Annotated in this window: 27 protein-coding genes; 21 read left to right on the plus strand and 6 right to left on the minus strand. The window is 50.4% G+C overall.

Translation table 11 applies throughout. The features are described from left to right. Positions 1 to 46: 46 nt before the first annotated feature. The 3 genes from B3007_RS13465 to ilvD form a co-directional block, all read right to left on the minus strand. A complete protein-coding gene (locus B3007_RS13465; protein WP_301378287.1) occupies positions 47 to 1,141 on the minus strand; it encodes an OmpA family protein in 1,095 nt (364 codons plus the stop codon). A gap of 167 nt (positions 1,142 to 1,308) precedes the next feature. Further along, entirely contained in the window at positions 1,309 to 1,776 is a 468-nt protein-coding gene (locus B3007_RS13470; RefSeq protein ID WP_297530748.1) for a hypothetical protein, read from the minus strand. A 71-nt stretch (positions 1,777 to 1,847) separates the two neighbouring features. Next, positions 1,848 to 3,686 (minus strand): dihydroxy-acid dehydratase, encoded by a 1,839-nt coding sequence (gene ilvD / locus B3007_RS13475; protein ID WP_301378289.1) that lies wholly within the window; start codon positions 3,684 to 3,686, stop codon positions 1,848 to 1,850. 62 nt (positions 3,687 to 3,748) lie between these two features. Between ilvD and B3007_RS13480 the strand changes: the two genes are divergently transcribed. From B3007_RS13480 to B3007_RS13490, 3 genes are all read left to right on the plus strand, one after another. Beyond that, positions 3,749 to 4,171, plus strand: a complete 423-nt coding sequence (locus tag B3007_RS13480; protein ID WP_297530744.1) for a thiol-disulfide oxidoreductase DCC family protein — start codon at positions 3,749 to 3,751, stop codon at positions 4,169 to 4,171. 64 nt (positions 4,172 to 4,235) lie between these two features. After that, on the plus strand, positions 4,236 to 5,150 hold the full coding sequence (locus B3007_RS13485; RefSeq protein WP_301378291.1) for a glycerophosphodiester phosphodiesterase: 915 nt from the start codon (positions 4,236 to 4,238) through the stop codon (positions 5,148 to 5,150). Beyond that, a complete protein-coding gene (locus B3007_RS13490; protein WP_068443842.1) occupies positions 5,147 to 6,529 on the plus strand; it encodes a ribonuclease J in 1,383 nt (460 codons plus the stop codon). Before B3007_RS13485 ends, B3007_RS13490 begins: the two co-directional genes overlap by 4 nt. Before the next feature lie 3 nt (positions 6,530 to 6,532). Here the strand turns inward: B3007_RS13490 and arsH are convergent, their stop codons facing one another. Then, positions 6,533 to 7,276: an arsenical resistance protein ArsH gene (arsH, locus tag B3007_RS13495; protein ID WP_068443846.1), complete on the minus strand. Its 744-nt coding sequence runs from the start codon at positions 7,274 to 7,276 to the stop codon at positions 6,533 to 6,535. Positions 7,277 to 7,433: 157 nt separating this feature from the next. On the opposite strand from arsH, the gene B3007_RS13500 reads away from it, so the two are divergent. The 11 genes from B3007_RS13500 (at position 7,434) to B3007_RS13550 (ending at position 17,106) form a co-directional block, all read left to right on the plus strand. Continuing rightward, positions 7,434 to 9,551 carry a TRAP transporter large permease subunit gene (locus B3007_RS13500; RefSeq protein ID WP_273090322.1) on the plus strand — a complete coding sequence of 706 codons (2,118 nt, stop codon included), beginning with the start codon at positions 7,434 to 7,436 and terminating at the stop codon, positions 9,549 to 9,551. 124 nt (positions 9,552 to 9,675) lie between these two features. Beyond that, positions 9,676 to 11,265 (plus strand): peptide chain release factor 3, encoded by a 1,590-nt coding sequence (locus B3007_RS13505; protein ID WP_301378295.1) that lies wholly within the window; start codon positions 9,676 to 9,678, stop codon positions 11,263 to 11,265. Positions 11,266 to 11,394: 129 nt separating this feature from the next. Then, a complete protein-coding gene (locus B3007_RS13510) occupies positions 11,395 to 11,706 on the plus strand; it encodes a hypothetical protein (protein ID WP_076516360.1) in 312 nt (103 codons plus the stop codon). A gap of 122 nt (positions 11,707 to 11,828) precedes the next feature. After that, positions 11,829 to 12,260 (plus strand): 50S ribosomal protein L13, encoded by a 432-nt coding sequence (gene rplM, locus B3007_RS13515; RefSeq protein ID WP_068438803.1) that lies wholly within the window; start codon positions 11,829 to 11,831, stop codon positions 12,258 to 12,260. A gap of 4 nt (positions 12,261 to 12,264) precedes the next feature. After that, complete coding sequence (gene rpsI / locus B3007_RS13520) at positions 12,265 to 12,657, plus strand: 30S ribosomal protein S9 (protein ID WP_068443028.1); 393 nt, start codon at positions 12,265 to 12,267, stop codon at positions 12,655 to 12,657. A gap of 223 nt (positions 12,658 to 12,880) precedes the next feature. Beyond that, complete coding sequence (gene petA, locus B3007_RS13525; RefSeq protein ID WP_297530731.1) at positions 12,881 to 13,477, plus strand: ubiquinol-cytochrome c reductase iron-sulfur subunit; 597 nt, start codon at positions 12,881 to 12,883, stop codon at positions 13,475 to 13,477. After that, on the plus strand, positions 13,477 to 14,703 hold the full coding sequence (locus B3007_RS13530) for a cytochrome b (RefSeq protein ID WP_297530729.1): 1,227 nt from the start codon (positions 13,477 to 13,479) through the stop codon (positions 14,701 to 14,703). Before petA ends, B3007_RS13530 begins: the two co-directional genes overlap by 1 nt. A gap of 13 nt (positions 14,704 to 14,716) precedes the next feature. After that, the gene (locus B3007_RS13535; RefSeq protein WP_301378298.1) at positions 14,717 to 15,472 is read left to right on the plus strand and encodes a cytochrome c1; all 756 of its coding nucleotides are present in this window, start codon (positions 14,717 to 14,719) and stop codon (positions 15,470 to 15,472) included. Positions 15,473 to 15,584: 112 nt separating this feature from the next. After that, positions 15,585 to 16,211: a stringent starvation protein SspA gene (sspA, locus tag B3007_RS13540; RefSeq protein ID WP_068443856.1), complete on the plus strand. Its 627-nt coding sequence runs from the start codon at positions 15,585 to 15,587 to the stop codon at positions 16,209 to 16,211. Between the two features lies 1 nt (position 16,212). Beyond that, positions 16,213 to 16,641, plus strand: coding sequence for a ClpXP protease specificity-enhancing factor (locus tag B3007_RS13545; RefSeq protein ID WP_068442448.1), 429 nt, complete (start codon positions 16,213 to 16,215; stop codon positions 16,639 to 16,641). Between the two features lie 114 nt (positions 16,642 to 16,755). Beyond that, entirely contained in the window at positions 16,756 to 17,106 is a 351-nt protein-coding gene (locus B3007_RS13550; RefSeq protein ID WP_076516366.1) for a DUF4112 domain-containing protein, read from the plus strand. A 27-nt stretch (positions 17,107 to 17,133) separates the two neighbouring features. On the opposite strand, the gene B3007_RS13555 is transcribed toward B3007_RS13550, so the two are convergent. Beyond that, positions 17,134 to 17,571, minus strand: a complete 438-nt coding sequence (locus tag B3007_RS13555) for a hypothetical protein (RefSeq protein ID WP_076516368.1) — start codon at positions 17,569 to 17,571, stop codon at positions 17,134 to 17,136. Positions 17,572 to 17,805: 234 nt separating this feature from the next. Here B3007_RS13555 and B3007_RS13560 point away from each other — a divergent pair, with 234 nt between their 5' ends. Genes B3007_RS13560 through B3007_RS13580 form a run of 5 tightly spaced genes read left to right on the plus strand, consistent with a single transcriptional unit; the run spans position 17,806 to position 19,903 of the window. Further along, positions 17,806 to 18,198 (plus strand): hypothetical protein, encoded by a 393-nt coding sequence (locus B3007_RS13560; RefSeq protein ID WP_301378301.1) that lies wholly within the window; start codon positions 17,806 to 17,808, stop codon positions 18,196 to 18,198. Continuing rightward, positions 18,195 to 18,812, plus strand: coding sequence for a hypothetical protein (locus tag B3007_RS13565; protein ID WP_301378302.1), 618 nt, complete (start codon positions 18,195 to 18,197; stop codon positions 18,810 to 18,812). Before B3007_RS13560 ends, B3007_RS13565 begins: the two co-directional genes overlap by 4 nt. Next, the gene (locus B3007_RS13570; RefSeq protein WP_301378303.1) at positions 18,809 to 19,171 is read left to right on the plus strand and encodes a hypothetical protein; all 363 of its coding nucleotides are present in this window, start codon (positions 18,809 to 18,811) and stop codon (positions 19,169 to 19,171) included. The genes B3007_RS13565 and B3007_RS13570 overlap by 4 nt, the downstream gene beginning before the upstream one ends. Positions 19,172 to 19,214: 43 nt before the next feature. Continuing rightward, a complete protein-coding gene (locus B3007_RS13575) occupies positions 19,215 to 19,553 on the plus strand; it encodes a hypothetical protein (RefSeq protein WP_301378304.1) in 339 nt (112 codons plus the stop codon). Continuing rightward, positions 19,550 to 19,903, plus strand: a complete 354-nt coding sequence (locus B3007_RS13580) for a hypothetical protein (RefSeq protein WP_301378306.1) — start codon at positions 19,550 to 19,552, stop codon at positions 19,901 to 19,903. Before B3007_RS13575 ends, B3007_RS13580 begins: the two co-directional genes overlap by 4 nt. Before the next feature lie 10 nt (positions 19,904 to 19,913). Here the strand turns inward: B3007_RS13580 and B3007_RS13585 are convergent, their stop codons facing one another. Continuing rightward, positions 19,914 to 20,387: a MaoC family dehydratase gene (locus B3007_RS13585; RefSeq protein ID WP_301378308.1), complete on the minus strand. Its 474-nt coding sequence runs from the start codon at positions 20,385 to 20,387 to the stop codon at positions 19,914 to 19,916. 207 nt (positions 20,388 to 20,594) lie between these two features. On the opposite strand from B3007_RS13585, the gene B3007_RS13590 reads away from it, so the two are divergent. Both B3007_RS13590 and B3007_RS13595 read left to right on the plus strand, forming a co-directional pair. Beyond that, positions 20,595 to 21,008: a T6SS immunity protein Tdi1 domain-containing protein gene (locus tag B3007_RS13590; RefSeq protein ID WP_301378309.1), complete on the plus strand. Its 414-nt coding sequence runs from the start codon at positions 20,595 to 20,597 to the stop codon at positions 21,006 to 21,008. 264 nt (positions 21,009 to 21,272) lie between these two features. Continuing rightward, positions 21,273 to 23,060, plus strand: coding sequence for an NACHT domain-containing protein (locus tag B3007_RS13595; RefSeq protein ID WP_301378310.1), 1,788 nt, complete (start codon positions 21,273 to 21,275; stop codon positions 23,058 to 23,060). Positions 23,061 to 23,080 lie beyond the last annotated feature (20 nt).

Consider the following 23,080-nt stretch of genomic DNA (forward strand, 5'->3'; position numbering starts at 1 on the left):
TGATAATAAAAATGGCCGCAATCGCGGCCATTTTAATTTTCGAGTGTTATTTCTTAACAGCGAGTTCTACACGGCGGTTCTGTGCACGACCTTCAGCAGTATCGTTGGTCGCAACAGGGTCCGCTTCGCCATAGCCTTTTGCGCTCAGTTTCTCTGCACTGACGCCTTTCTCTACCAGGTACGAACGGACTGATTGTGCGCGGTCTTCGCTGATTTTCTGGTTCAGTGCATCGCTACCACGACTGTCGGTATAAGCCTGAATTTCGATCATCAGATCAGGATAGCGCTTCAGTTCTTTAGCAACATCATCAAGAATAGCTTCACTGTTTTCAGTCAGTTGTGCAGAGCCTGTTTCGAAGAAAACACCCTGAAGCTTGCCGTCGAAGCTCGGGCAACCGTCACTGTCGACCATAGTACCTTTGGGTGTATCTGAGCACTTATCTTTGCGATCAGGAACGCCGTCTTTATCGGTATCCAGCTTCGCAGCAATACGGGCTTTTTCAGCGGCCAGTTCGGCGGCACGGCGAGCGTCTTCCTCGGCTTTCGCGCGTTCTGCTGCTGCAGCTGCGTGTGCAGCTTCAACGTCGTTGGTCATATTATTTGCAGCTTCGTCGCGTGATGATGTCACGCTGTTGCCGCCGAAGCGCATGCCGGCTTCCAGCACATAGTTATTGTGCTCAATGTCTTCATTTACCATATCGTCGTAACGATATTCGGCACGGGCGAAGAAGGTATCTGTCGCCGCCAGTTGCAGACCTGCGCCAACACTCACCAGAGCGTTCTCTTGAGCAAAATCGTTCAGCTCTGCCTTGCCATAGCCAAGACCAGCGCTCACGTATGGCTGAATCATATCGTCACCGAAAAAATGCAGACCACTGACGCGAGCCTGCTGAACATCAGCACGGCCGTCAACCTGATCTGGAGAAGGCTGTACGATACTGAGCTCAACCGCGGTGTCGTTGTTCAGCATATAACCGGCTGAGAGTTCCAGGTCGTAGCTGTGCTTGATGTAATCATCGAAGTATTCGTTGGTGACCTCGTGGTCGGTGTGGGCACCACCAAAAGTCACGTAATAAGGGTTTTCGGCCAGTGCAGTAACGCTGATCGAAGAAATGATTGTAGCGAGTAAAGTGCGTTTCACGGGTAGTCCATCCATATTATAAATTGATATAGCCTGTATAGGGTGGCCGTGCTTAAATGGACTGGGCGTTGGTGAAACAGTTCAAAAAAAAATAAAAAATTCATAAAAACCCGAAGATGGATTTCGGGCTTTCAGGTGTTATAAAATCTGAGAAAAGTTCCTGTTGATTACAGGTCTTGAAGGATTTCAGCCTTCTTCTGAGAGTATTCCTTCTCTGTAATCAGCTCGTCATCTCTGAGGTTCTGAAGGATCTCCAGGCGTTCTTTTATCGACTTCTTCTCTGCTTTTCTGGCCTTAGCTTGATTGGCGGCTACAGGCTTCTCTTGTTGCAGGCAGTCGTACAACTCTGCTTCCAGGCTGACTTTGTTTACCGTCTTGATGCCGCCAGCCAGAGTCGGCTTACGGAAGCGGGATTCGCTACTGTCGAGGATAAGAATACTGTCGGCCCTGACTTCAAGGGCTTCTTTTCTAAGCTTTTCGGTGCACTTTTCTTCCGTACTGCTACTGCAGGATTCTTCTTTTACTAATAAGCACTGCTGCGCTTTTTGGGCGTCTATGATTCGAACTTCAGCCGCCTGAACTACGCTGGCGGCGGATAAAAAAAGTAAGGAAAACAGAAGTGGCGATGTCTTCATGGGATTCATTTCTCGTCATGTAAATAAATTCGGACCAATAAAAAGGCCGGTAAAAACCGGCCTTTCTAACATCAGTCGTCGAGCATAGCTTTGTCGCGGACGGCACCCTTATCGGCGCTAGTGGCGAACTTGGCGTAGGCTTTCAATGCCGTGGTCACTTTACGTGGGCGTTCCTCGGCAGGTTTCCAACCTTTCTTATCCTGCTCGTGGCGACGGTGAGACAGCTCTTCAGCCGTCAGGTCGACATTGATCGAACGGTTCGGGATGTCGATGTTGATGATGTCGCCGTCTTTCAACAGGCCAATGGCACCGCCCGATGCGGCTTCTGGTGAACAGTGGCCAATCGACAGACCAGAGGTGCCGCCAGAGAAGCGACCGTCGGTTAGCAGGGCACATTCTTTACCCAGGCCTTTCGACTTGAGGTAAGAGGTTGGGTACAGCATTTCCTGCATGCCCGGGCCGCCTTTCGGGCCTTCGTAGCGGATGATGACAATATCACCGGCAACGATTTCGTCGTTCAGAATGCCGGTGACGGCGTCGTCCTGGCTTTCGAAGATGCGTGCACGACCCTGGAATACATGGATCGATTCATCCACACCAGCTGTTTTAACCACACAGCCATCAAGGGCGATGTTGCCGTACAGTACCGCCAGGCCGCCTTCCAGTGAGTAGGCGTTATCGATGCTGCGGATACAGCCGTTCTCACGGTCGCCGTCCAGCGTTGGCCAGCGAGTGCTCTGGCTGAATGCGGTCTGAGTCGGGATGCCCGCAGGGCCAGCTTTGTAGAACTGCACGACCTCTTCGCTTGGGCTGCGCATGATGTCCCACTTATCCAGCGCTTCTTTCATGGTGGCGCTGTGCACGGTTGGCAGGTCATTGTGCAGCAGGCCAGCACGATCGATTTCACCCAGAATACCCATGATGCCACCGGCGCGGTGAACGTCTTCCATGTGGTACAGTGGCGAGTTCGGCGCCACTTTACACAGCTGAGGAACAACACGTGACAGACGGTCGATGTCTTTCAGGTCGAAGTCGACTTCGGCTTCCTGAGCAGCGGCCAGCAGGTGGAGGATAGTATTGGTTGAGCCGCCCATGACGATATCGAGGGTCATGGCGTTTTCAAACGCTTTGAAATTGGCGATAGAGCGGGGCAGTACAGACTCATCGTCCTGCTCGTAGTAACGCTTGGCGTTTTCAACAATCTTGCGGCCGGCTTCGAGGAACAGTTGCTCACGGTCAGCATGAGTAGCCAGTACCGAGCCGTTCCCCGGCAGCGCCAGACCAAGAGCTTCAGTCAGACAGTTCATGGAGTTGGCGGTGAACATACCAGAACACGAACCACAGGTCGGACAGGCGCTGCGCTCATATTCGGCGACTTTCTCGTCAGAGGCAGAATCGTCAGCGGCGATGACCATGGCATCAACCAGATCCAGCTTGTGCTCAGACAGCTTGGTCTTACCGGCTTCCATCGGGCCGCCAGAAACAAAGATCACTGGGATGTTCAGGCGCAGAGCGGCCAGCAGCATTCCCGGAGTGATTTTGTCGCAGTTAGAGATACAGACAATCGCATCAGCACAGTGCGCGTTAACCATGTACTCAACAGAGTCGGCGATGATTTCACGGCTCGGCAGGCTGTAGAGCATGCCGTCGTGACCCATGGCGATGCCGTCATCTACGGCAATCGTGTTGAATTCTTTCGCTACGCCACCGGCTTTCTCGATCTCGCGGGCAACCAGTTGGCCAAGATCTTTCAGGTGAACGTGACCCGGAACGAACTGAGTGAATGAGTTCGCAACAGCGATGATAGGCTTCTGGAAATCATCGTCTTTCATACCCGTTGCACGCCACAGGGCGCGGGCTCCGGCCATATTGCGACCAGCGGTAGACGTCTTGGAACGATACTGAGGCATGATCTCTCGTCTCTTTATACGTAAAATAGTGGTGTATTGTATCAATCAGCGAGGTTGCGTGCATGTCTGAACTTACCCTTTATTACGATGGCTACTGCCCTTTGTGTGTACGCGAAATGGACCACCTGAGAAAGGCAGATCAGGCCGGTCGCCTGACGCTGGTGGATATTCAGCAGGAAGGGTTTACTGAGCGTTATCCGCACATTGATCCGCAGGCGGCGAGCACCATCCTTCACGCTGATACTGCTAATGGTGAACTCCTGCTGGGTTTGGATGTCACTTATCGTGCCTGGTCGCTTGTTGGACGAGGCTTCTGGATTGCCCCGCTAAGATGGCCTGTCGTTCGCTGGTTTGCAGACAAGGCTTACCTGTGGTTTGCGCGCAATCGATATAAGGTGTCTGGTTGGCTGACAGGTCAACAGCGATGCGACACCTGTGGTCCACAAGGATGTTCAATTGACGGTAAGAAACAAGGTGATAACTAAGCACGCACCAATACTCACTCGGGCTAAGACCCTATCTATAACTGTATTACTCGGATGCCTGTCTTTGATACTGGCGGGTTGTTCTTCGTCGCCAGTGAAGCCTCTGGACTCTGAGGTCGCCAGTCTTAAATCACGGCTCTATCTCGCTCACGGCGCCAGTGCAGGAGATGCGCCTCTGAATTCCTTACAGGCGATTGAAGCAACTCTTCAGCGGAGTGATTACGACGGTATCGAAATCGATATCGTTTTGGCAGGCGATAGTGTTCCGCTACTGGCCCATGATCCCTGGATCAGTGAAAAAAACTGTCGACGGTACGATGGCCAGACATTTGAACCTGTGTATATCCGGGATGTGTACTCGAGTGAATTAGATGAGCTGTTCGAGTGTCACTTCCCGGCAGCAAAGAGCGGTGCTTCAGAAAAGGCGTCTGAGTTCCATCCGCTGGTAACGCTGGCTGAAGCGCTTGCTGTTGCAGCTAATCATCCTGAAAAAACGATCTATCTCGATCTGAAAATTCAGGACGGAGTCACACTGGATGTTGAAGAGTACGGCGCTGAAATATTTCTGGCGTTGACTGAACAGGAAATAGCAAACCCTGTATTTATCGAAGTTCCTGAGAAACATCAGATGGGAAAAATAAAGCATTCTCTTGAAGATTTTAATGCTCGGATTGCACTCTCTTATCCTGCTTTCTACGCTGGAGAGGACTGGGATTATATCGGAGCGATGGCAGCCATTCGTACTTTTTTCTTCGCTGAAAATCCTGTCGATGCTGCGCAGGAATCAAATGCAGATGTATTGGTTAGCCCAACGATAGTTATGTCGCATTCTTCTGTAGAGAAACTACACCAGAGCCAGGTTCTGTTTGGAACCTTTCTGGTCGATGATGCTGAATCTCTGAAGTCAGCCTGTAATCACGGAGCAGATATTATTATTACGGATATTCCTGTTGGGCAGCGTTGCGAGCCTGATTTATGATGCCTTCCAGTTCGGATCTGGTCTTTCTGCCGTTAGGCGGTACCGGCGAAATCGGTATGAACATGAATCTCTATGGTCACGACGGCAAGTGGCTGATGGTCGATTGTGGCGTCACCTTTCCCAAACCCGGACGCGTCAGTGCGGATGGTACACGCCATCATAGTGGCGAACCTGATACTCAAATGCCTGACCCTGAGTTTATTGAGGCGCGCAAAGATGATCTCGCGGGGCTGATTATTACTCATGCTCACGAGGACCATGTCGGCGCTGTGCCGTATCTCTGGCATAAGTTACGCTGCCCGATTTACTGCACCCGGTTTACCGCAGAAGTACTGAAGAAAAAGCTCGCTGAGCACGGCATTCTGCATCAGGTGAAACTTATTATTCCTGAAACTGGCGAGCGCTTACATATCGGCCCGTTTGACGTGCAGTGGTTGCCGTTAACCCATTCGATTCCTGATCCGAACTGTTTAATGATCCGCACGCCCTTGGGCAATATTTTTCATACCGGTGACTGGAAACTGGACCCAGACCCGGTCGTAGGGCATGGCTATAAAGAAGAGACCTTCCGTAAGCTGGCCGATGAAGGCGTGCTGGCGATGGTGTGCGACTCGACCAATGCCACGACAAAGGGGCACTCAGTATCAGAGGGTGATCTCTATGATGGGTTACGCCATTACATCGAGAGTGCGAAGGGTCGCGTGGTTGTCACCTGTTTCGGCAGTAATATAGCGCGCTTGCTGACGTTATCTCATATTGCCGAAGATACGGGGCGCTACATGGGCCTGTATGGTCGTTCCCTGATTAATATGCACCAGTGTGCCAAACGGGCGGGTGTCTGGCCTTACAGTGCAGGTGCCGTGGATACGGGTCATCTGGGCTATTTACCTCGCAACGAAGTGCTTGCCGTCGCGACCGGCAGTCAGGGGGAACCCCGCACCGCGTTGCGCAGGCTTGCCGCCGGAACACATCCGGATTTTGAATTGGAGGCAGGCGATCGGGTGATCTTCAGTGCCAGAGCGATCCCTGGTAATGAAGAGGCCATTCAGGGCGTGATTGATCAACTCACGGCGCTCGGCGTTGAGGTTGTTACGGTTGATAATGCAGAGCACGATATCCATGCCTCAGGCCATCCGGCGCAGGACGAGCTGAAGATGTTGTACAACTGGGTGCAGCCTGAGATTGCGATTCCCGTTCATGGTGAAACTGAGCATATGAAAGCCCACGCTGGGCTGGCAAAGGGCTGCGGAATACCGCGTACCATGACGGGGCGGAACGGTGACCTGTTTATGTTGCGGCCGGTGCCGGGAATGCAACGTCAGAAGGTCAGGACGGGCCGCCTCGGATACGAAAAAGGCGGCCTGGTAAAAGTAGAATAAATTTCAGAGTGAGCGGGTGTCGATCCGCTTTCTGAATTCTTCTGCACTTTCTTTTCGCTCCGAGTAGCGGTCGGTAAAGTAGTCTTTTTTATCCCTGAGCAGCAGGGTAAATTTCATCAGCTCTTCCATAACGTCGACGATGCGGTCGTAATAAGACGACGGCTTCATACGGTCGTTGTCATCAAATTCCAGCCAGGCTTTTGGAACCGAAGATTGGTTGGGGATTGTCACCATACGCATCCAGCGCCCCAGAATTCGCATCTGGTTAACGGCGTTGAATGATTGCGAGCCGCCACAGACCTGCATGATGGCCAGAGTTTTCCCCTGAGTTGGTCTAACACCCTGAAGTGCGAGGGGTATCCAGTCTATTTGTGCTTTCATTATGCCGGTCATTGCCCCATGACGTTCCGGGCTGCACCAGACCATTCCCTCGCTCCAGTTAGCCAGCTCGCGCAGCTCTTTTACTTTGGGGTGATCCGCATCGGCGTCATCGGGCAGCGGCAGACCTGATGGGTTAAAGGTCCGGGTTTCGGCTCCGAGCCACTCGAGAATCCGGGCGGCTTCCTCCGTTGCCAGGCGGCTGAAAGAGCGCTCTCGCAGAGACCCATAGAGCAGCAGAATCCGGGGCTTATGATCACTCTCTTTTTCGTTAAACAAGATGCTTTCGTCGATCGGGTTCAGGCAGTCGTCGTCGATATTCGGCATGTGATCGGACGTTGGGAGGGGGGTATCGCTGTTGTCGGTCATAGTTGGCTCGGGATGAATTGATTGGCTCAGGCGTATGCTAACCGGGTTAGTGGGCGTTACACAAAGTGCATGGTTTCTGTGTATGATCCACTGCGCAGCAATTTAAAAGTGCTCAGGTAACGATAAAAATAACACCAAGCTGATAAAGGGCGGGCGCATGGATCTTAATGCTCACGACGGTTCTGAAAATACTACCCATGAGAAGAGCGAGGGCCTCTATCGTTGGTTATCAACATTTCCGGCATTTTTGATACTGCTTGCAGTCGTACTGCTGAATACCAGTCATGCAATTCATGCTCAGTTACTGCTGTTAGGGGAAGCTCAGTGGGAAGGCTACTATCAGTTACGGGTTGATCCTCAAGCACCTGCCTGTAACCCCGATCAGGATATCGAACAAGCCTTGCAGCGAATGATCCGGGAGCAGGAAGAAGCGGATGACGAGTTTGATCTGCTGGCCTCAGATCCCGTTCCACCAGATGTCTTACGTCAGTCGCTTGAAGCGGCAAAAGCAGATTGTGAGTTTAAGTTCGACCGTTATCACGGCATTGTTGAGCGCATTACTCCCACGGTGGAAGCCTACCGGTCGTTAGAGAAGTGGGTCGCTGATCTGGGCGAATTCCGCATGGTCGCTTCCGGGATCATGCTTGCAGTGTTAGTTCTGATCTGCGGCGGAACTGCACTGCTGCGTAAGCATCATATTTCGCTGCGCCCGGCGGCGAGTGTGCTGGATTATCGGGTATCGGCACTGGCCCAGCTTGGTGCGTTCGCCATTCTTTTCTTCTCCATGGTCAGCTTTAAAAGCGTTGCTTTGTCAGCGGGCATCAATGTCAGCTCTGAGCACCTGACGCTGCTTTGGGTCTGGATTCTCGGGTTCGGCTCCGCCATGGCGATCTGCCTGTATCAGGTTATCAAGGTTCCGGAAGATGCTGTGCCGGGCGGGAATATGGGCAACGCACTTCTGTCGACTCCGCTGTATGCCATTTTTACGCTTATATCTGGCAGCTACTTTCTGTTAAACGGGCACGCTTCGGGCATCGGTATTTACATTAATCAGATGATGGAACTGGCGTCCCTGATGCTGAATGTCGCTCTGTATGTACTGATCGGTATGTTGCTGAAACGTACCGACCTGGCGCAGAAGGTATTCGATGTTTTTCGTCCGTTTAACTTCCGCCCTGAAATGCTGGCGGTGATTGCGGTTGCCGTGTCGGCGGTGCCTACAGCCTACACGGGCGGTTCCGGTATTTTCGTGATTGCCGTCGGCAGCCTTGTGTACCTTGAGGTGCGCAGAGCCGGTGCACGTCGACAGCTGGCGCTCGCTGCGACAGCAATGTCAGGCTCTCTCGGTGTGGTTTTGCGTCCGTGTCTGCTGGTGGTCATTGTCGCCGCACTGAATAATGAAGTGACGACGGACGAGTTATTCGGCTGGGGGGTAAAAGTCTTCCTGTTAACAACCGCGCTTTTTGCTTTTTACGCATTTATCACCAGTAAGAAAGACGACTATCAGAACCTTCAGAAAACAGACGGTAGCGTCTGGCCAGCATTCTTTAATGCACTCAAGCCGCTGATTCCTTATGTGCTTCTTATTGCGGCCACGCTGGTCGTTTACGCTCTGGTGCTGGCCGCGTATCTGGATGAGTTTTCGGCGCCGACTATCCTTCCCGTTTTGCTTGCCGTGATTCTTATTTATGAGCGCATTGCGGATAAAAAAGCGCGGGCCTCTGGCGAGGTCGATGACAATACGACAGAGAAGCCCTCGTTATTTGCCAACCTTCAGTCATCCACGTCAGAGGCGACTGTGCATATCGGTGCCTTGCTGATGTTGATGGGCACGACCATGACGATCGGTGGTGTGATTGAGCGCGCTGAGTTGATGACTCTGCTGCCTGCAGAGTTCAGTTCGGTATGGATGGCGATGCTGGCTCTGGTCACTATTCTGGTGTTGATCGGCATGATCATGGACCCATACGGCGCCGTACTTCTGGTCAGCGTCACCATTGCCGGTATTGCCTATAAAGCGGGTATCGATCCGATTCATTTCTGGATGGTCACTCTGGTAGCCTTCGAGCTGGGGTATCTGAGTCCGCCGGTTGCACTGAATCACTTGCTGACAAGGCAAGTCGTTGGTGAAGAAGAAATCCGACTGTCCAAGCTGGAGACTCAGGGAGAGAGCTTCTGGTATCGCCACGAGAAAATTCTGCTGCCACTGGTCACCATGGCCACGGCGCTGGTGATCGTCGCCTTCGGTCCTCTGCTTTGGCAGGACTATTTCTGACAAGAATTTCTGACACGAGCAGAGAGCATTCTTTCTGCTAAAACAGGGTGATTCGATCACCCTTTGAACAGAAGGCCGCTTTCAGGGAGAATAGCGGCCTTTCAATCTCCAGTTCAGAGAAGTCATGTCTGATACACCATTTCAGCAGGAAGTCGGCAAGCGTCGGACTTTCGGCATTATCTCCCACCCGGATGCGGGTAAAACCACGATTACCGAAAAGCTGCTGCTGTTCGGGAATGCGATTCAGCTCGCCGGTACCGTAAAGGGCAAGAAGACCGGCCGTATGGCCACGTCTGACTGGATGCAGATGGAGCAGGAGCGTGGTATCTCGATCACGACCTCGGTGATGCAGTTCCCGTATCGTGAGCGCATGGTCAACCTGCTGGATACCCCGGGGCACGAGGACTTCTCAGAAGATACTTACCGCACACTGACCGCTGTTGACTCTGTACTGATGGTGATCGACGGCGCGAAAGGTGTAGAAGACCGGACCATCAAGCTGATGGACGTGTGTCGTCTGCGTGACACGCCGATCTTTACCTTCATCAATAAGATGGACCGCGAAGTCCGCGATCATATCGAAGTACTGGATGAGATCGAGACAGTACTGAACATTAAGTGTGCGCCAGTGACCTGGCCGATCGGTATGGGCAAGGCGTTCAAAGGTATCTATGACCTGATGACGGACACTATCCATGTGTTCAAGCAGGGGCAGGCGAGCGTTGTTCCAGACGATATTCAGATCAAGGGTCTTGATTCTCCGGAAGCGCTTGAGTTGCTCGGCGAAGAGCTGGTGGAAGAAGTCAAAGAAGAGATTGAACTGGTACAGGCAGCAAGCCACGAGTTTGATCTGCAGGAATACCTGGATGGCAAGCTGACGCCCGTCTTCTTCGGGACAGCACTGGCGAACTTCGGTGTGCGCGAAATGCTCAACTACTTTGTTGAGTGGGCGCCATCACCGTTACCTCGTGGTACTGATCTTGGCGAAGTGGCGCCGGACAGTGACAAGTTCACAGGCTTTGTCTTTAAAATTCAGGCCAACATGGACCCGAAACACAGGGACCGTATTGCCTTCATGCGCATCTGCTCGGGTACCTACAGCAAGGGCATGAAGATGAAGCATGTCCGTATCGGCAAGGATGTAAAGATTGCCGACGCTGTGACCTTCCTCGCGGGTGACCGCTCGGCGGTCGAAGAGGCCATCTCCGGTGACATTATTGGTTTGCATAACCATGGCACTATCCAGATTGGTGACACCTTTACCATGGGTGAAGATCGTCAGTTCACCGGTATTCCGCATTTTGCTCCGGAACTGTTCAAGCGGGTACGCTTAAAAGACCCTCTGAAAATGAAGCAATTGCAGAAAGGTCTGCAGCAGCTTTCCGAAGAAGGGGCGACCCAGCTGTTTATGCCGCTCAATAACAACGACCTGATTCTTGGCGCTGTGGGTGTGCTGCAGTTTGACGTCGTGCAGCAGCGTCTGCGGGACGAATACAAAGTTGAGTGTATCTACGAGCCGGTGAACGTAAACACCGCTCGTTGGGTCTACTGCGACGACGAGCGAAAGCTCGAAGAGTTTAAGCGTAAGGGCGGAGAGAACCTGGCGATTGATGGCGGTGGTTACCTCACCTACATTGCGCCGACTCGCGTCAACCTGTCGTTGACTGAAGAGCGATGGCCGGAAATTCAGTTCCGCTCAACGCGTGAGCACTGATCTGTCAGTGTTGGGCCTGATCATCGTAATCGCGCGCCATTGATATTCGTCTGACTTTCCTTGCGGACAGGTCATTCTGAACTAAGCTTTCCTGCATGGATATCATCGCTGTGCGGGGGCTTAGCGACAATGGCGATTTACTTTTTATCAGGCGTACTTATCACATTGGTTCTTTGTGGTGGCATACGCTGGTGGATTCAGACTCTCCTGACTCAGGAGAAACTGATGCTGGACGATGCAAAAGGTTACTTTCTGATTACCTGTATTGTGGTTGGCTTTCTGGTCAGCGCCGGATTTTTCTGGGCAGGGCAGGTAATGGGATATGACCAGGCAGAAGAGACATCTCAGGCAATGGGGCTGGCGATTCTGTTAGACGTCATGGTGGCACTTCTGAGTCTGATCTGGGGCTTGGTTTCTCTCAAGGAGCCAGAGCAGTATTGAGGTTTTACCTTGTAATGCAGGGACTTAAAAACTAATTGAATTAGTCCTTGCACTACCCCAATCCCTCCTATAGAATGCCGCCCTCTTTTCGAATCAACAATGCCCTTGAAGGCGAGAATTTGATGAAAACTTACAGCGCAAAACCAGAAGCCGTAAAACGTGAGTGGTTTGTTGTTGATGCAGCTGATAAAACGCTGGGTCGCCTGGCCACTGAGGTTGCTCTCCGCCTGAGAGGAAAGCACAAGCCAGAATACACTCCACACGTTGACACCGGTGATTACATCGTTGTTATCAACGCAGACAAAGTAAAAGTAACCGGCAAGAAAGCTGGCGATAAGATGTATCATCGCCACACAGGTTACCCGGGTGGTCTGAAATCGATCTCTTTTGAGAAGCTGATCGATTACAAACCAGAACAGGTAATCGAACTTGCGGTGAAAGGCATGCTTCCTAAGAATCCTCTTGGTCGTGCTATGTTCAAGAAAATGAAAGTTTACGCAGGTACTGAGCACCCACATACTGCTCAGCAACCGCAAGAACTGAAACTGGGATAAGATGATGGCAGTAACACAATACTATGGTACCGGTCGTCGTAAGACCTCCACCGCGCGCGTCTTTCTGCGTCCTGGTACTGGCAGCATCGTAGTAAACAAGCGTCCTCTGGACGAGTACTTCGGTCGTGAAACGGCTCGTATGGTTGTTCGTCAGCCACTCGAACTGACTGAAAGCCTCGAAAAGTTCGACGTGATCATCAACGTACAAGGCGGTGGCGGTAATGGCCAGGCCGGTGCAATCCGTCACGGTATCACCCGTGCACTGATGCAGTACGATGAAACTCTGCGTCCTTCACTGCGTGCAGCGGGTTACGTTACTCGTGACGCTCGTGAAGTTGAACGTAAGAAAGTGGGTCTGCGTAAAGCACGTAAGAAGCCACAGTTCTCCAAGCGTTAATCCAACGCTGCAGAGCAGAAAGAAGCGCTTATTGGCACAGATCAATAAGCGCTTTTTTTATGCCCAAAACCCCATGCCTTGTGGGTATTTCTGGTTGTTTCCTGACCCTGTTTTCTCTATTATGTGCGCCGCCCTGTATGCTACGCTTGATCTGTATAAATTATGTACAACTAGCGCAGGTCGTGTAGCTGCATAAGAATTTAAATGATGGGAGAAGATGGTAATGAGTCAAGACGGCGTTAATAAGGCCCGGCGTACTCTGCTGGTCGGCGCTACTGCCGGTGTCGGTGCTGTCGGTGCTGGCTTCCTTGCGGTGCCCTTCGTTAAGTCCTGGATGCCAAGCGAAAAAGCAAAGGCAGCAGGTGCTCCGGCGAAGATCGATGTCAGCAAAGTTGAGCCAGGTGCAATGGTCACCGCTGAATGGCGCGGTAAGCCGGTGTATGTCGCCCGCCGTACCGAAGACATGCTGAACACTCTGGAAGGCCTCGCTGACCGGTTGAAAGATCCTGAGAACGCTAATAAAGCGCAGCAGCCTGAATACGCTGACAACCTTTACCGTTCCCGCAAGCCTGAGCTGATCGTTCTGCTGGGTGTATGTACTCACCTGGGGTGTGCGCCTAAGTATGTACCTGAAGTTGAGCCTCAGCCGTTTGATCCAAACTGGCAGGGTGGTTGGTTCTGCCCATGTCACGGTTCACGCTTCGACCTGTCTGGCCGTGTATACGGTGGTTCTCCGGCGTCTGACAACCTGGTTGTCCCTGCCTACATGTTCGAGAGCGACAACGTAGTCGTGGTCGGTGTTGATGAGGAGAACGCGTAATGAGCCAGAACACCAATAAAATCATGGCCTGGATCGACGACCGTCTGCCGGTTACCCAGACCTATGAAAAGCATATGTCTAAGTACTATGCTCCGAAGAACTTCAACTTCTGGTACTTCTTCGGCGTACTTTCTATGCTCATGCTCGTTAACCAGATTCTGACGGGTATCTGGCTGACCATGCAGTTCACGCCAAGTGCTGAAGCTGCTTTCGCTTCTGTTGAATACATCATGCGTGACGTAGAGTGGGGCTGGCTGATCCGCTACATGCACTCCACCGGCGCGACCTTCTTCTTTGTTGCTGTCTACCTCCACATGATGCGTGCGATTCTGTACGGGTCATACCAGAAGCCACGTGAGCTGATCTGGATCTTCGGTATGCTGATCTATCTGGCACTGATGGCTGAAGCTTTCATGGGTTACGTACTGCCATGGGGTCAGATGTCATACTGGGGTGCTCAGGTAATTATTTCCCTGTTCTCTGTCATGCCATACGGCGACCTGCTGACTGAGTGGATCCGTGGTGACTTCCTGATTTCAGGCGCTACCCTGAACCGCTTCTTCGCTCTGCACGTTGTTGCTGTACCTCTGGTTATTGTTGCTCTCGTTGTTATGCACCTGCTGGCGCTGCACGAAGTAGGCTCTAACAACCCAGATGGCGTTGATATCAAGAAGCACAAAGACGAAAACGGCAAGCCACTCGATGGCATCCCGTTCCACCCTTACTACACCGTTCACGATCTGGTGGGTATTGTGGTCTTCCTGATGGTGTTCTGTACTGTGCTGTTCTTCTTCCCGGAAGGTAACGGCTTCATGCTGGAATACGCTAACTTCGAGCCTGCTAACGGCCTGAAGACTCCTGAGCATATTGCCCCTGTATGGTACTTCGGTGCGTTCTACGCCATTCTGCGTGCGGTTCCGGATAAGTTGCTGGGTGTAATCGCTATGGGTGCTGCTATTGCTGTACTGTTCGTACTGCCTTGGCTGGATCGTAGCCCGGTACGCAGCTGGCGCTACAAAGGTATCGTTAGCCGTATCTACATCGTGATCTTTGGCTTCAACTTCGCACTGCTGACCTGGTTGGGTACACAGCCTGCAACTGAGCTTCTGACTCTGATCGCTCAGATCGCATCTGTTATCTACTTTGGTTACTTCGTCTTCCTGCCACTGGCACCGAAGTTCGAGAAAACCAAGCCTGTCCCTGAGCGCGTAACTGGAGGCCACTAAGATGAAACTGGGCATGAAAAAGATATTTGCACTGGTTGCTGCCTTCGTCCCTGCGCTCGCACTGGCTGCTGGCAGCAGCGTTCCACTGGATGAGCACCTGACTGACCTGCATGACACCGCGTCACTGCAGCGTGGTGCTCAGACTTTTGCTAACTACTGCATGGGCTGTCACTCTATGGAGCACGCCCGTTACAACCGCGTAGCGAAAGATCTGGATATTCCAGAAGAACTGATGATGGAAAACCTTGTATTCGCCGACAAGAAGTTCGGTGACAAGATGACCATCGCAATGGATCAGGTAGATTCTAAGCGTTGGTTCGGTGCTACGCCTCCGGATCTGACACTGGTTGCACGTGTACGCCGTCCTGACTGGCTGTACACCTACCTGCGCAGCTTCTACGAAGACGACAGCCGTCCATGGGGCGTTAACAACGTTGTCTTCAAAGATGTAGGTATGCCACACGTTCTGGCAGAGCTGCAGGGTAATCAGGTACTGGGTACTGCACTGGTTGAAGAGGGTTTCGACACTCTGACTGGTCAGCCTATCATGGTCGAAAAAGAGCATGTCCTGTACATCGAAGAAGAAGGCACGCTGTCTGCTGATGAGTACGACAAGCTGGTCTACGACCTCGTGAACTTCATGGTTTACATGGCTGAGCCAATCGCTGTTGAGCGTGAGCGTCTCGGTTGGTGGGTTCTGCTGTTCCTGGCCATCTTCTTTGTACCGGTATACTTCCTGAACAAAGAGTTCTGGCGCGATATTAAGTAATTTCGCTTAATTGAGCCTGAGTCAGAGCCCGACCGCCTTAAACAGCGGTCGGGCTGTATTCGTTTCAGGCCGTGCCCAATTAACTATTCGCAGTTATAAAAGAGAGGAAACTATGGGAGTTGTAGCCAAGCGCTCTTCCATGACGTTCTTATCCGATGCGGCTGATCACTACAGCCACCGTGTACGCATCGTACTCGCCGAGAAAGGCGTTACGGTTGATATTCACGATATCGACCCGGATAACAAGCCAGAAGATCTGGCCACACTGAACCCGTACAACAGCCTGCCAACCCTGGTAGACCGCGAGCTGGTTCTGTATGAGCCAAACGTAATGATGGAATACCTCGATGAGCGTTTTCCTCACCCGCCACTGCTGCCAGTATATCCGGTAGCGCGTGCGCAGAGCCGTCTGTGGATGCACCGCATCGAACGCGACTGGTGTGGTCTGATCGAAACTATCCTGACCGGCAAACCAAAGGATGCAGACAAGGCGCGTAAAGCACTGACTGACAGCCTGGTTGCGACGACTCCTATCTTCACTGAGATGCCGTTCTTCATGAGCGAAGAGTTCTCAATTGTAGATTGCTGTGTCGCTCCTATCCTGTGGCGTCTGCCGCAGCTTGGTATCGAGCTGCCTGAAAAGCAGTGCAAGCCATTGATTCAGTACATGGAGCGTTTGTTCGAGCGCGAAAGCTTCCAGGCATCACTGTCTGAAGCTGAACGCGAGATGCGCGACTGATATGAAAGATAAGATGACACCCAGCCGTCCGTATCTGATGCGGGCGCTGAATGAATGGATCCTCGACAACGACTGCACACCGTATGTGCTGGTCGATGCCGGGCTCCCCAATGTTCAGGTTCCTGACGATTACGTAAACAACGGACAGATCGTGCTGAACATCAGCCCATCTGCAGTACGCAGTCTGCTGATCAATCAGGATGGGCTGTCATTTAATGCACGCTTCGGTGGTGTTCCGATGGATATCTATGTGCCCCTGATTGCGATCCTGGCGATATACGCCAAGGAAAACGGTCAGGGCATGGTGTTCGGGTCTGAGGCCGGCGCGCCTGATCCGGATGATCCACCGCCTCCTCCAGGTAAGCCGGAGAAAACGAGCAAGTCTGATTCATCAGGTTCTGGTCGTCCGTCACTCAAGGTTGTTAAATAACAGCGTTAAGTGAGTGCACACAAACCGCCTACGGGCGGTTTTTTAATGCCTGCTTAAAACTAAACCGGGTTTTACACTGTCGTAATTTTACTGAATTAAAGAACGAGGCATAACGTGGCAACACCGGAAGATCTTGAACGCCTTAAGCAGGTAGAGCGGTTTGCGCGCATGATGGATGCGCAGTTCAGGATTCCGTTTACACGCTTTTCGATTGGTCTCGATGGAATTATTGGTTTGCTACCCGGGATAGGTGATGGTGCGTCTTTCCTTATGGCGCTCTATCCTGTCGTTCTTGCGCACAGATCAGGGGCTGGCTTCTGGCTGAAATTCCGTATGGTGATGAACATAGCTGTCGATACCGTGATTGGTGCAATACCACTGATCGGTGACCTATTCGATATTGGCTTTAAAGCCAACCTTCGAAACGCAAAACTGCTGCGTAAGTTTCTGGAAGAACGACAGTAGTATTCACTGAGCGAAGTTATAGCTCTGCTACACCAGAGCGATAACAACCCCATAGAACAAGATAAGAAAACCACCGATTTCCGCCGCGATCAGTGTCCACATATAGACAGGAATCGACTTATGAACAAAGGTCGGCTTCTCTCCGTCTGACAGATGCAACTGATTGCGTGTGTCTTGTTTTATTCCGTGGATAAAGTAACTGATTACCGCAGTGGCAAAATACCCCACCAGAAGTATGACCGCTAATACCTCTAGCCAATCGGCTAACTCACTGATCAGAACAAACTGATAGATCAGCACGCAGGCAAACGCATACATTAAAGACGCTCGGTGACACACATCGATATAAATGTGAGCACGCCCCTTTGGTGAAGCAACGATCTGCTGATACTTAATCACGCCTGTGATCAGACCAAAAAGAAAGAACAAACCGGCAGACAGAATAGAAATAACAGCCGCAGACATAACAGAACCCTTTTACTGAAGATCATCAGTGTAATCAGACAAAGCCCGTGTGTGTAGGAGTGATGTTACTGCGTTGTGGGAGCGAATCAGCCGAAGGCTATTCGCGATAGCAATAGAACAGGTTAGCAGCGCAGGCATCAAGCCAGACTTGAGCCTGACATTCAGGCTTACATTGAGACTGCTATGGCCCTCATGCATAATTGCCAGAATAAGCACTTAACCAGGGAAGACATTGTGCCTGAACTACTTTTCCTCAAAGAGCCTGTCAAAGCATCAGATGTACTGCATGGACTGAGCTCCGATGATACTCAACAACTGTGTACGGCAAACCAGGTTATGCCGGGCACATCGTTGCCACGTTCTACCGTTTTCAGCCTTGAGTCCGACAGTCTGTCGGTCAGTGTCCGTAATCAACTGAACCGGGTAGCACCTGCTGAACGTCAGTGTATTGCGGGTGTCGCGGAAGCGTGCGGTGATGAAACTGCCGTTCTGGCCGCGTTTCTCGATCGTTATTTCGGCGATGAGAACATGGCTAAGCTGAATGCAGCGATTGGTGCGGGTGCAACCGGGGCTTTTGAGCGCCTGAATAACTTTGAAAAAGCCGTCGTTACCTACCAGAATCATTGAATAATCTGCGCAGCCTGGTGGAGTCTGGCAAATACGGACGCGGGCACGGTCAGCAAGTTATCGAGGCTAAGCGCTCTGTGCGTATCGCCTATGCTGAACTGGCTCAGCGCTATGCCATTGAATTACAGAGCTTCTCACCTGAAGCTCACCGTGCCAAAAATCGCGGAACGGCCTTCAGTAATGCAGAGCGCGGTATCACGCTGGCAAAGCGTAAACCGAGAGCGACTAAGCCGGACATCCGGTTAAACGTAGAAGGGCAGTTACAGGCCAGTCAGATTGCGAAGATGGGTAAACTGATCAATGGGCTCGGTACAGCGACGATTGTCGCCGATGGCGTCTTCCGGACGACGGAAGTCATGGGAATTGCCGAAGACGGTGGTGACTGGATGCGTGCTGGTGCGCGAGAGGTGACTGGGTTTGGGCTGGGTACAGCTTCTGGGTTATATGCAGGTGGTTTGGCCTACTCTGGTTTGATTGCTCTTGCTGGCCCCGTAGGATGGGGAGTGCTGGGAGCTATCTTTGCTGTCAGTTTAGCTGCTGGTTACCTCGCATCGACAATTGGTAGTGCTGCCGGAGAGAAGCTATCTGACCGTGTATGGGAGCTATCGCAGTGACTCTTTTTGATTACGTATTGGTCGCCTGGATATGCTTGATGATCTTGACCTGCGTGTTCTGGATTTTGTTTAGCAGGAAGAATTTAAATGCGCTTGAAGAGCGCGCAAAGAAAGCTGGCTTGTATGAGCAAGAGCCAGTAGATGTTATGGGGACCCGAGTCTTAATTATCTCCAATGTATTGGTATTGCCTACATATATTGCGAGGCGCTTTGAAGGCACACCGCTGGAGGGGATCTCAAAGATGAGGGCATATGCGAGTGTTGCTGACAGGCGCTCCGCTTTATTGCTGGTACTCGCTATGCACACTCTGGCTCTCTTAACGCTGGCAATATACTTTTTACCTGTAAGGTATCAATGAGCTTTCGTTTTTCTATACCGGGTATTTTTACTCCAGTATTCCTGTGCCTCTGAAGCTCTATACCTCCTTGAATCTCGGCAGTGCGACGATTGTCGCCGATGGTGTCTTCCGGACGACGGAAGTCATGGGAATTGCCGAAGACGGTGGCGACTGGATGCGTGCAGGTGCGCGAGAGGTGACTGGGTTCGGCGCAGGCACTGCAGCCGGGCTGTTTGCAGGTAAAGCGGCGTATTTTGGCTTGATATCCATAGCCGGTCCGGTTGGCTGGGGTGTTCTGGGGGCAATATTCATGGTCAGCTTAGGGGTTGGTTATCTGGCTAGTAAAGTTGGTAGTGACTTTGGTGAAGCGGTTTCTGATGCTGCGTGGGATATGTCAAAGTGACGATTTTTGAAGTTCTGGCTATTGTGTGGTGCGGTTTTTTGCTCGCTACCGCAGTAACTTGGTTGTCCTTTAGTAGAATCAACTTCAGAAACATGTCTCGACGAGTTGTTGGTGATAGGCCTGAAGAGGCCGTGGATATTTTAGGCTTAAGAGTTTTAGCCGTCGCTACCGTTATCGCTGTACCTGAGTGGTGGGCCAAACGATTAGAAAATGGACCTTATGTTAATATGATTAAGTATCGATCTGTTGCAAATACTAGTGACCGTCGAATGGCTTTGCTTCTGATCGTGTCTTCTTATGGCTTTGCCTTTACAGCCTTTGTTGGCTATTTCTTTATTCCCAGCCGTTGATAAGTCGAGTCTAAATTTCCTCAAACCTCGGTAGCACCGGCATTTCCACCTCTTTCGCGTCCTTAGGAACTAACACCACGGATTCTCCGTCGGTCACCAGCTCATCGTTCTGGTTTGTCACTGTGCAGGCGAGGGTAGCGACTGGTTTTTGTTCGTGAAGCGCTATCACCTCCACGTTCACAGTTAACGTATCTCCCGGTCGCACAGGTGCTCTGAAGTTGAGCGTTTGCGACAGGTAAATGGTGCCGGGCCCCGGAAACTGAGTACCCAGCATTCGGGAGATAAGAACGCCCGAGTACATACCATGAGCAATGACACCGCCGAAACGGGAGTGCTCTGCGTAATCGTGATCCAGGTGAACAGGGTTATTATCGCCGCTGGAGGCAGCAAACAGGCGCACGTCGCCTTCTGTGACTGTATGGGTTAATTGGTCGCTGTCCCCGATACTCAGTGATGAAAAGGCATGATTGATCGTCGATGACATAACACTGCTCCGCGATAAGGTCAGGAGTCAGATTAACGCGATTAGATGAAAAGGCGATGACGTAAGGCACGGGATCGTCGTCTTTGTTGATGCTCTGATAAAGAAATGAATCGGTAGCCTGTAGGAAAGGATCATATCCCCGACTTGCCATAGACCCGTGTAGAATGGCGATACATCTTGCGAATCTATTACCCAGCGGTGAACTCTATGAAATACAAAGTCGGTTATGACACCCAAACCTCAGACGGCATCAAAGCTCTGTGGGAGTTACCAGCCGATGCGACCGTCCTCGACATCACCCCGATGGGCGATGTGTTCTTAGAATTACCGGATGGCGAATTCGTGATGGTCTCGGTCACCGATGGTGAAGTGATGACTGTCACCGAAGAGATCAAAGAGTATGGCCTTCCGCCCGTTGATGTAGCTCTAGGAGACGACTGGTATCACCTGGATGCCCAGGCCGCACTGTCAGAAGCGGGTATGACTTTGGCTGCTAATGAATGCCTCGGGTTTACCAAACCGCTGTTCCAGGGCGGAGATTACTCCGCAGAGAATATCGCGGTGATGGATATTCTGGAATATCACAAGCGAGTTCGACAGTATGTGGGTGGTATTTCCTAGTTGGCCAAGTTTAATGTTTATTGTAGGCTCAGTTTTAGTATTGCGATAGAGCACTGTCTATAAGCGAATGATTTCGCAGGAGCATGCTGGCGAGTGGTGTAACTTCTTTTTTTTAACTACTATAGAGTCTGATCTGTAATAGAATACTGACAGTTAGATAGAGCTGATTTGTACAATATTAAAAATTTGATTTAAATCATAACTGAAGAAAATAGGTGCCAAGCATTATGGGTGTCTTTGTGTGTTTATTGATAAAGGGATTTTATGTCTGGTGAACTACTTGGTGTAGCGCGAGTTTTGAAAGCTCCAATTGATGATCTTTACAGCTCTTCCAAAGGAGGGGTGAAAAAGAGATTGAGGCGATGGCGAGCGGATAGGAATATTAATGAGCTATACAAAAAAATTTATTCCTTTCGAAAGGTCAAAACGATTTGGCAAGTTGACCGACCCGTTGACTTAAATAGTTTCTATTACCCGTCAGGCTTGGTGATTTCTGGTGAGAAATATCCGGTTTCTAAGATAGATGAATTGCCGGATTACACGGGTGTGGTTATACAGGGCACTGTTGGTCAGGGAAAATCTATATTCCTTAGATATCTTTGCTCTCAAGAATTAAAGCGAGGAACTAGAATACCTGTATTTATAGAACTTCGTAAGATTGGCAAGTATGGAAGTATAAAAGAGCTTATATTCTCTTCGTTGTCTGACCTTGGATTCTCCGTAGATGATGATGTTTTTGACTATTTCTGCTCAAGCGGTCGGATGGTGTTCCTTCTAGATGGATTTGACGAGGTCCCCGCCGATTCAGCTATGGCGGTAATATCATACATCGAGAGTATAATGTCTAGGTACCCGGCAGTTAAGTTTGTGATTACCTCTCGGCCAAGCTGCTCTATTCAGCGATCGAGCTTCTTTTCCGTATATGATTTATCTTCGCTGGAACCTAGTGATCACCCTCGGATATTGAAAAAATTAATTGATGATTCAGAGCAAAGATCAAGTCTTATAAAAGCATTGAAGGATAGTCACACAGATATTCAAGAGCTATTGACTACCCCGCTGATGATGACTTTGATGGTTCTTTTGTATCGTTCCTTTCAGGAGATACCAAATGACTTTACAGATTTCTATTCTAAACTATTTTCGACGCTACTTATTAAGCATGATGGCGCTAAACCGGGATTTATAAGAGAACGCAGGTGTTCGTCAGGAGAGCGGGAACTTCAACAGGCATTTGAGCGTTTTTGTTTTGAATGTAGTAAAGAAAATAAAGTATCAATGTCATCCAATGATGCAGGTGATATTTCGGATGTCGCTACTGAAGATTTTGATTTCTCACCGTCGGACTTCCTCTATGATATATCGAAGGTCGCCTGTGTTTTAATTGAGGATGGTTTTGATTATCAGTTTATCCATAAAAGTGTTCGTGAGTATTATTCGGCTTCGTTTGTCTCTAGGCAGAATGAAGGGTTTAGTATCAAGTTCTATGAGAAAATGCTTACTACTTCAGGAGGATGGGAGCAGGAATTGTCCTTCTTGGCAATATTGGATAAATATAGGTTCAATAAGTATTTTTTTAAAAAATTAATTGAAACTAATTTGAATTATTGGGGCTTAGATAATTTTAATTCGATTGAGGAGTGTGAAGGTCATGGCTTCTTTGAAAAAGCGGATATAAATTTTTACTTTGGAGAAGACTTTTCACTTAAGATGATCACGGAAGCAGAGTTTTTTTATACACTTCCATTAAGATTGTATAGCCCATTTTCAGCCTTGTTGGACGCTGCTGGTGAATCGTTCTGGAAATTGTTGAGTGAAATTCGAAACGTTGAAGACTGTGAATTACGCAAGGTTCTAATAGAGGTTGATGATAGAGATACCCCTGGGAAATTGTATAAGTTAAATATTTACAGTATTGCTGACTATTTGGATATTGAAAAAGAAACTTTTGACCGACATTACGATATTCTACGAAAGTTACGGGAACGATATGACTCGGTTCTACAAAGCATAACAGAGCAAGACCGAAAAGTTGATCTTTTAGATTTCTAAGTCGTTAGAGGTGGGGGCGC

Source organism: Thalassolituus sp. UBA675 (assembly GCF_002297765.1).
Classification (GTDB): Bacteria; Pseudomonadota; Gammaproteobacteria; order Pseudomonadales; family Oceanobacteraceae; genus Thalassolituus.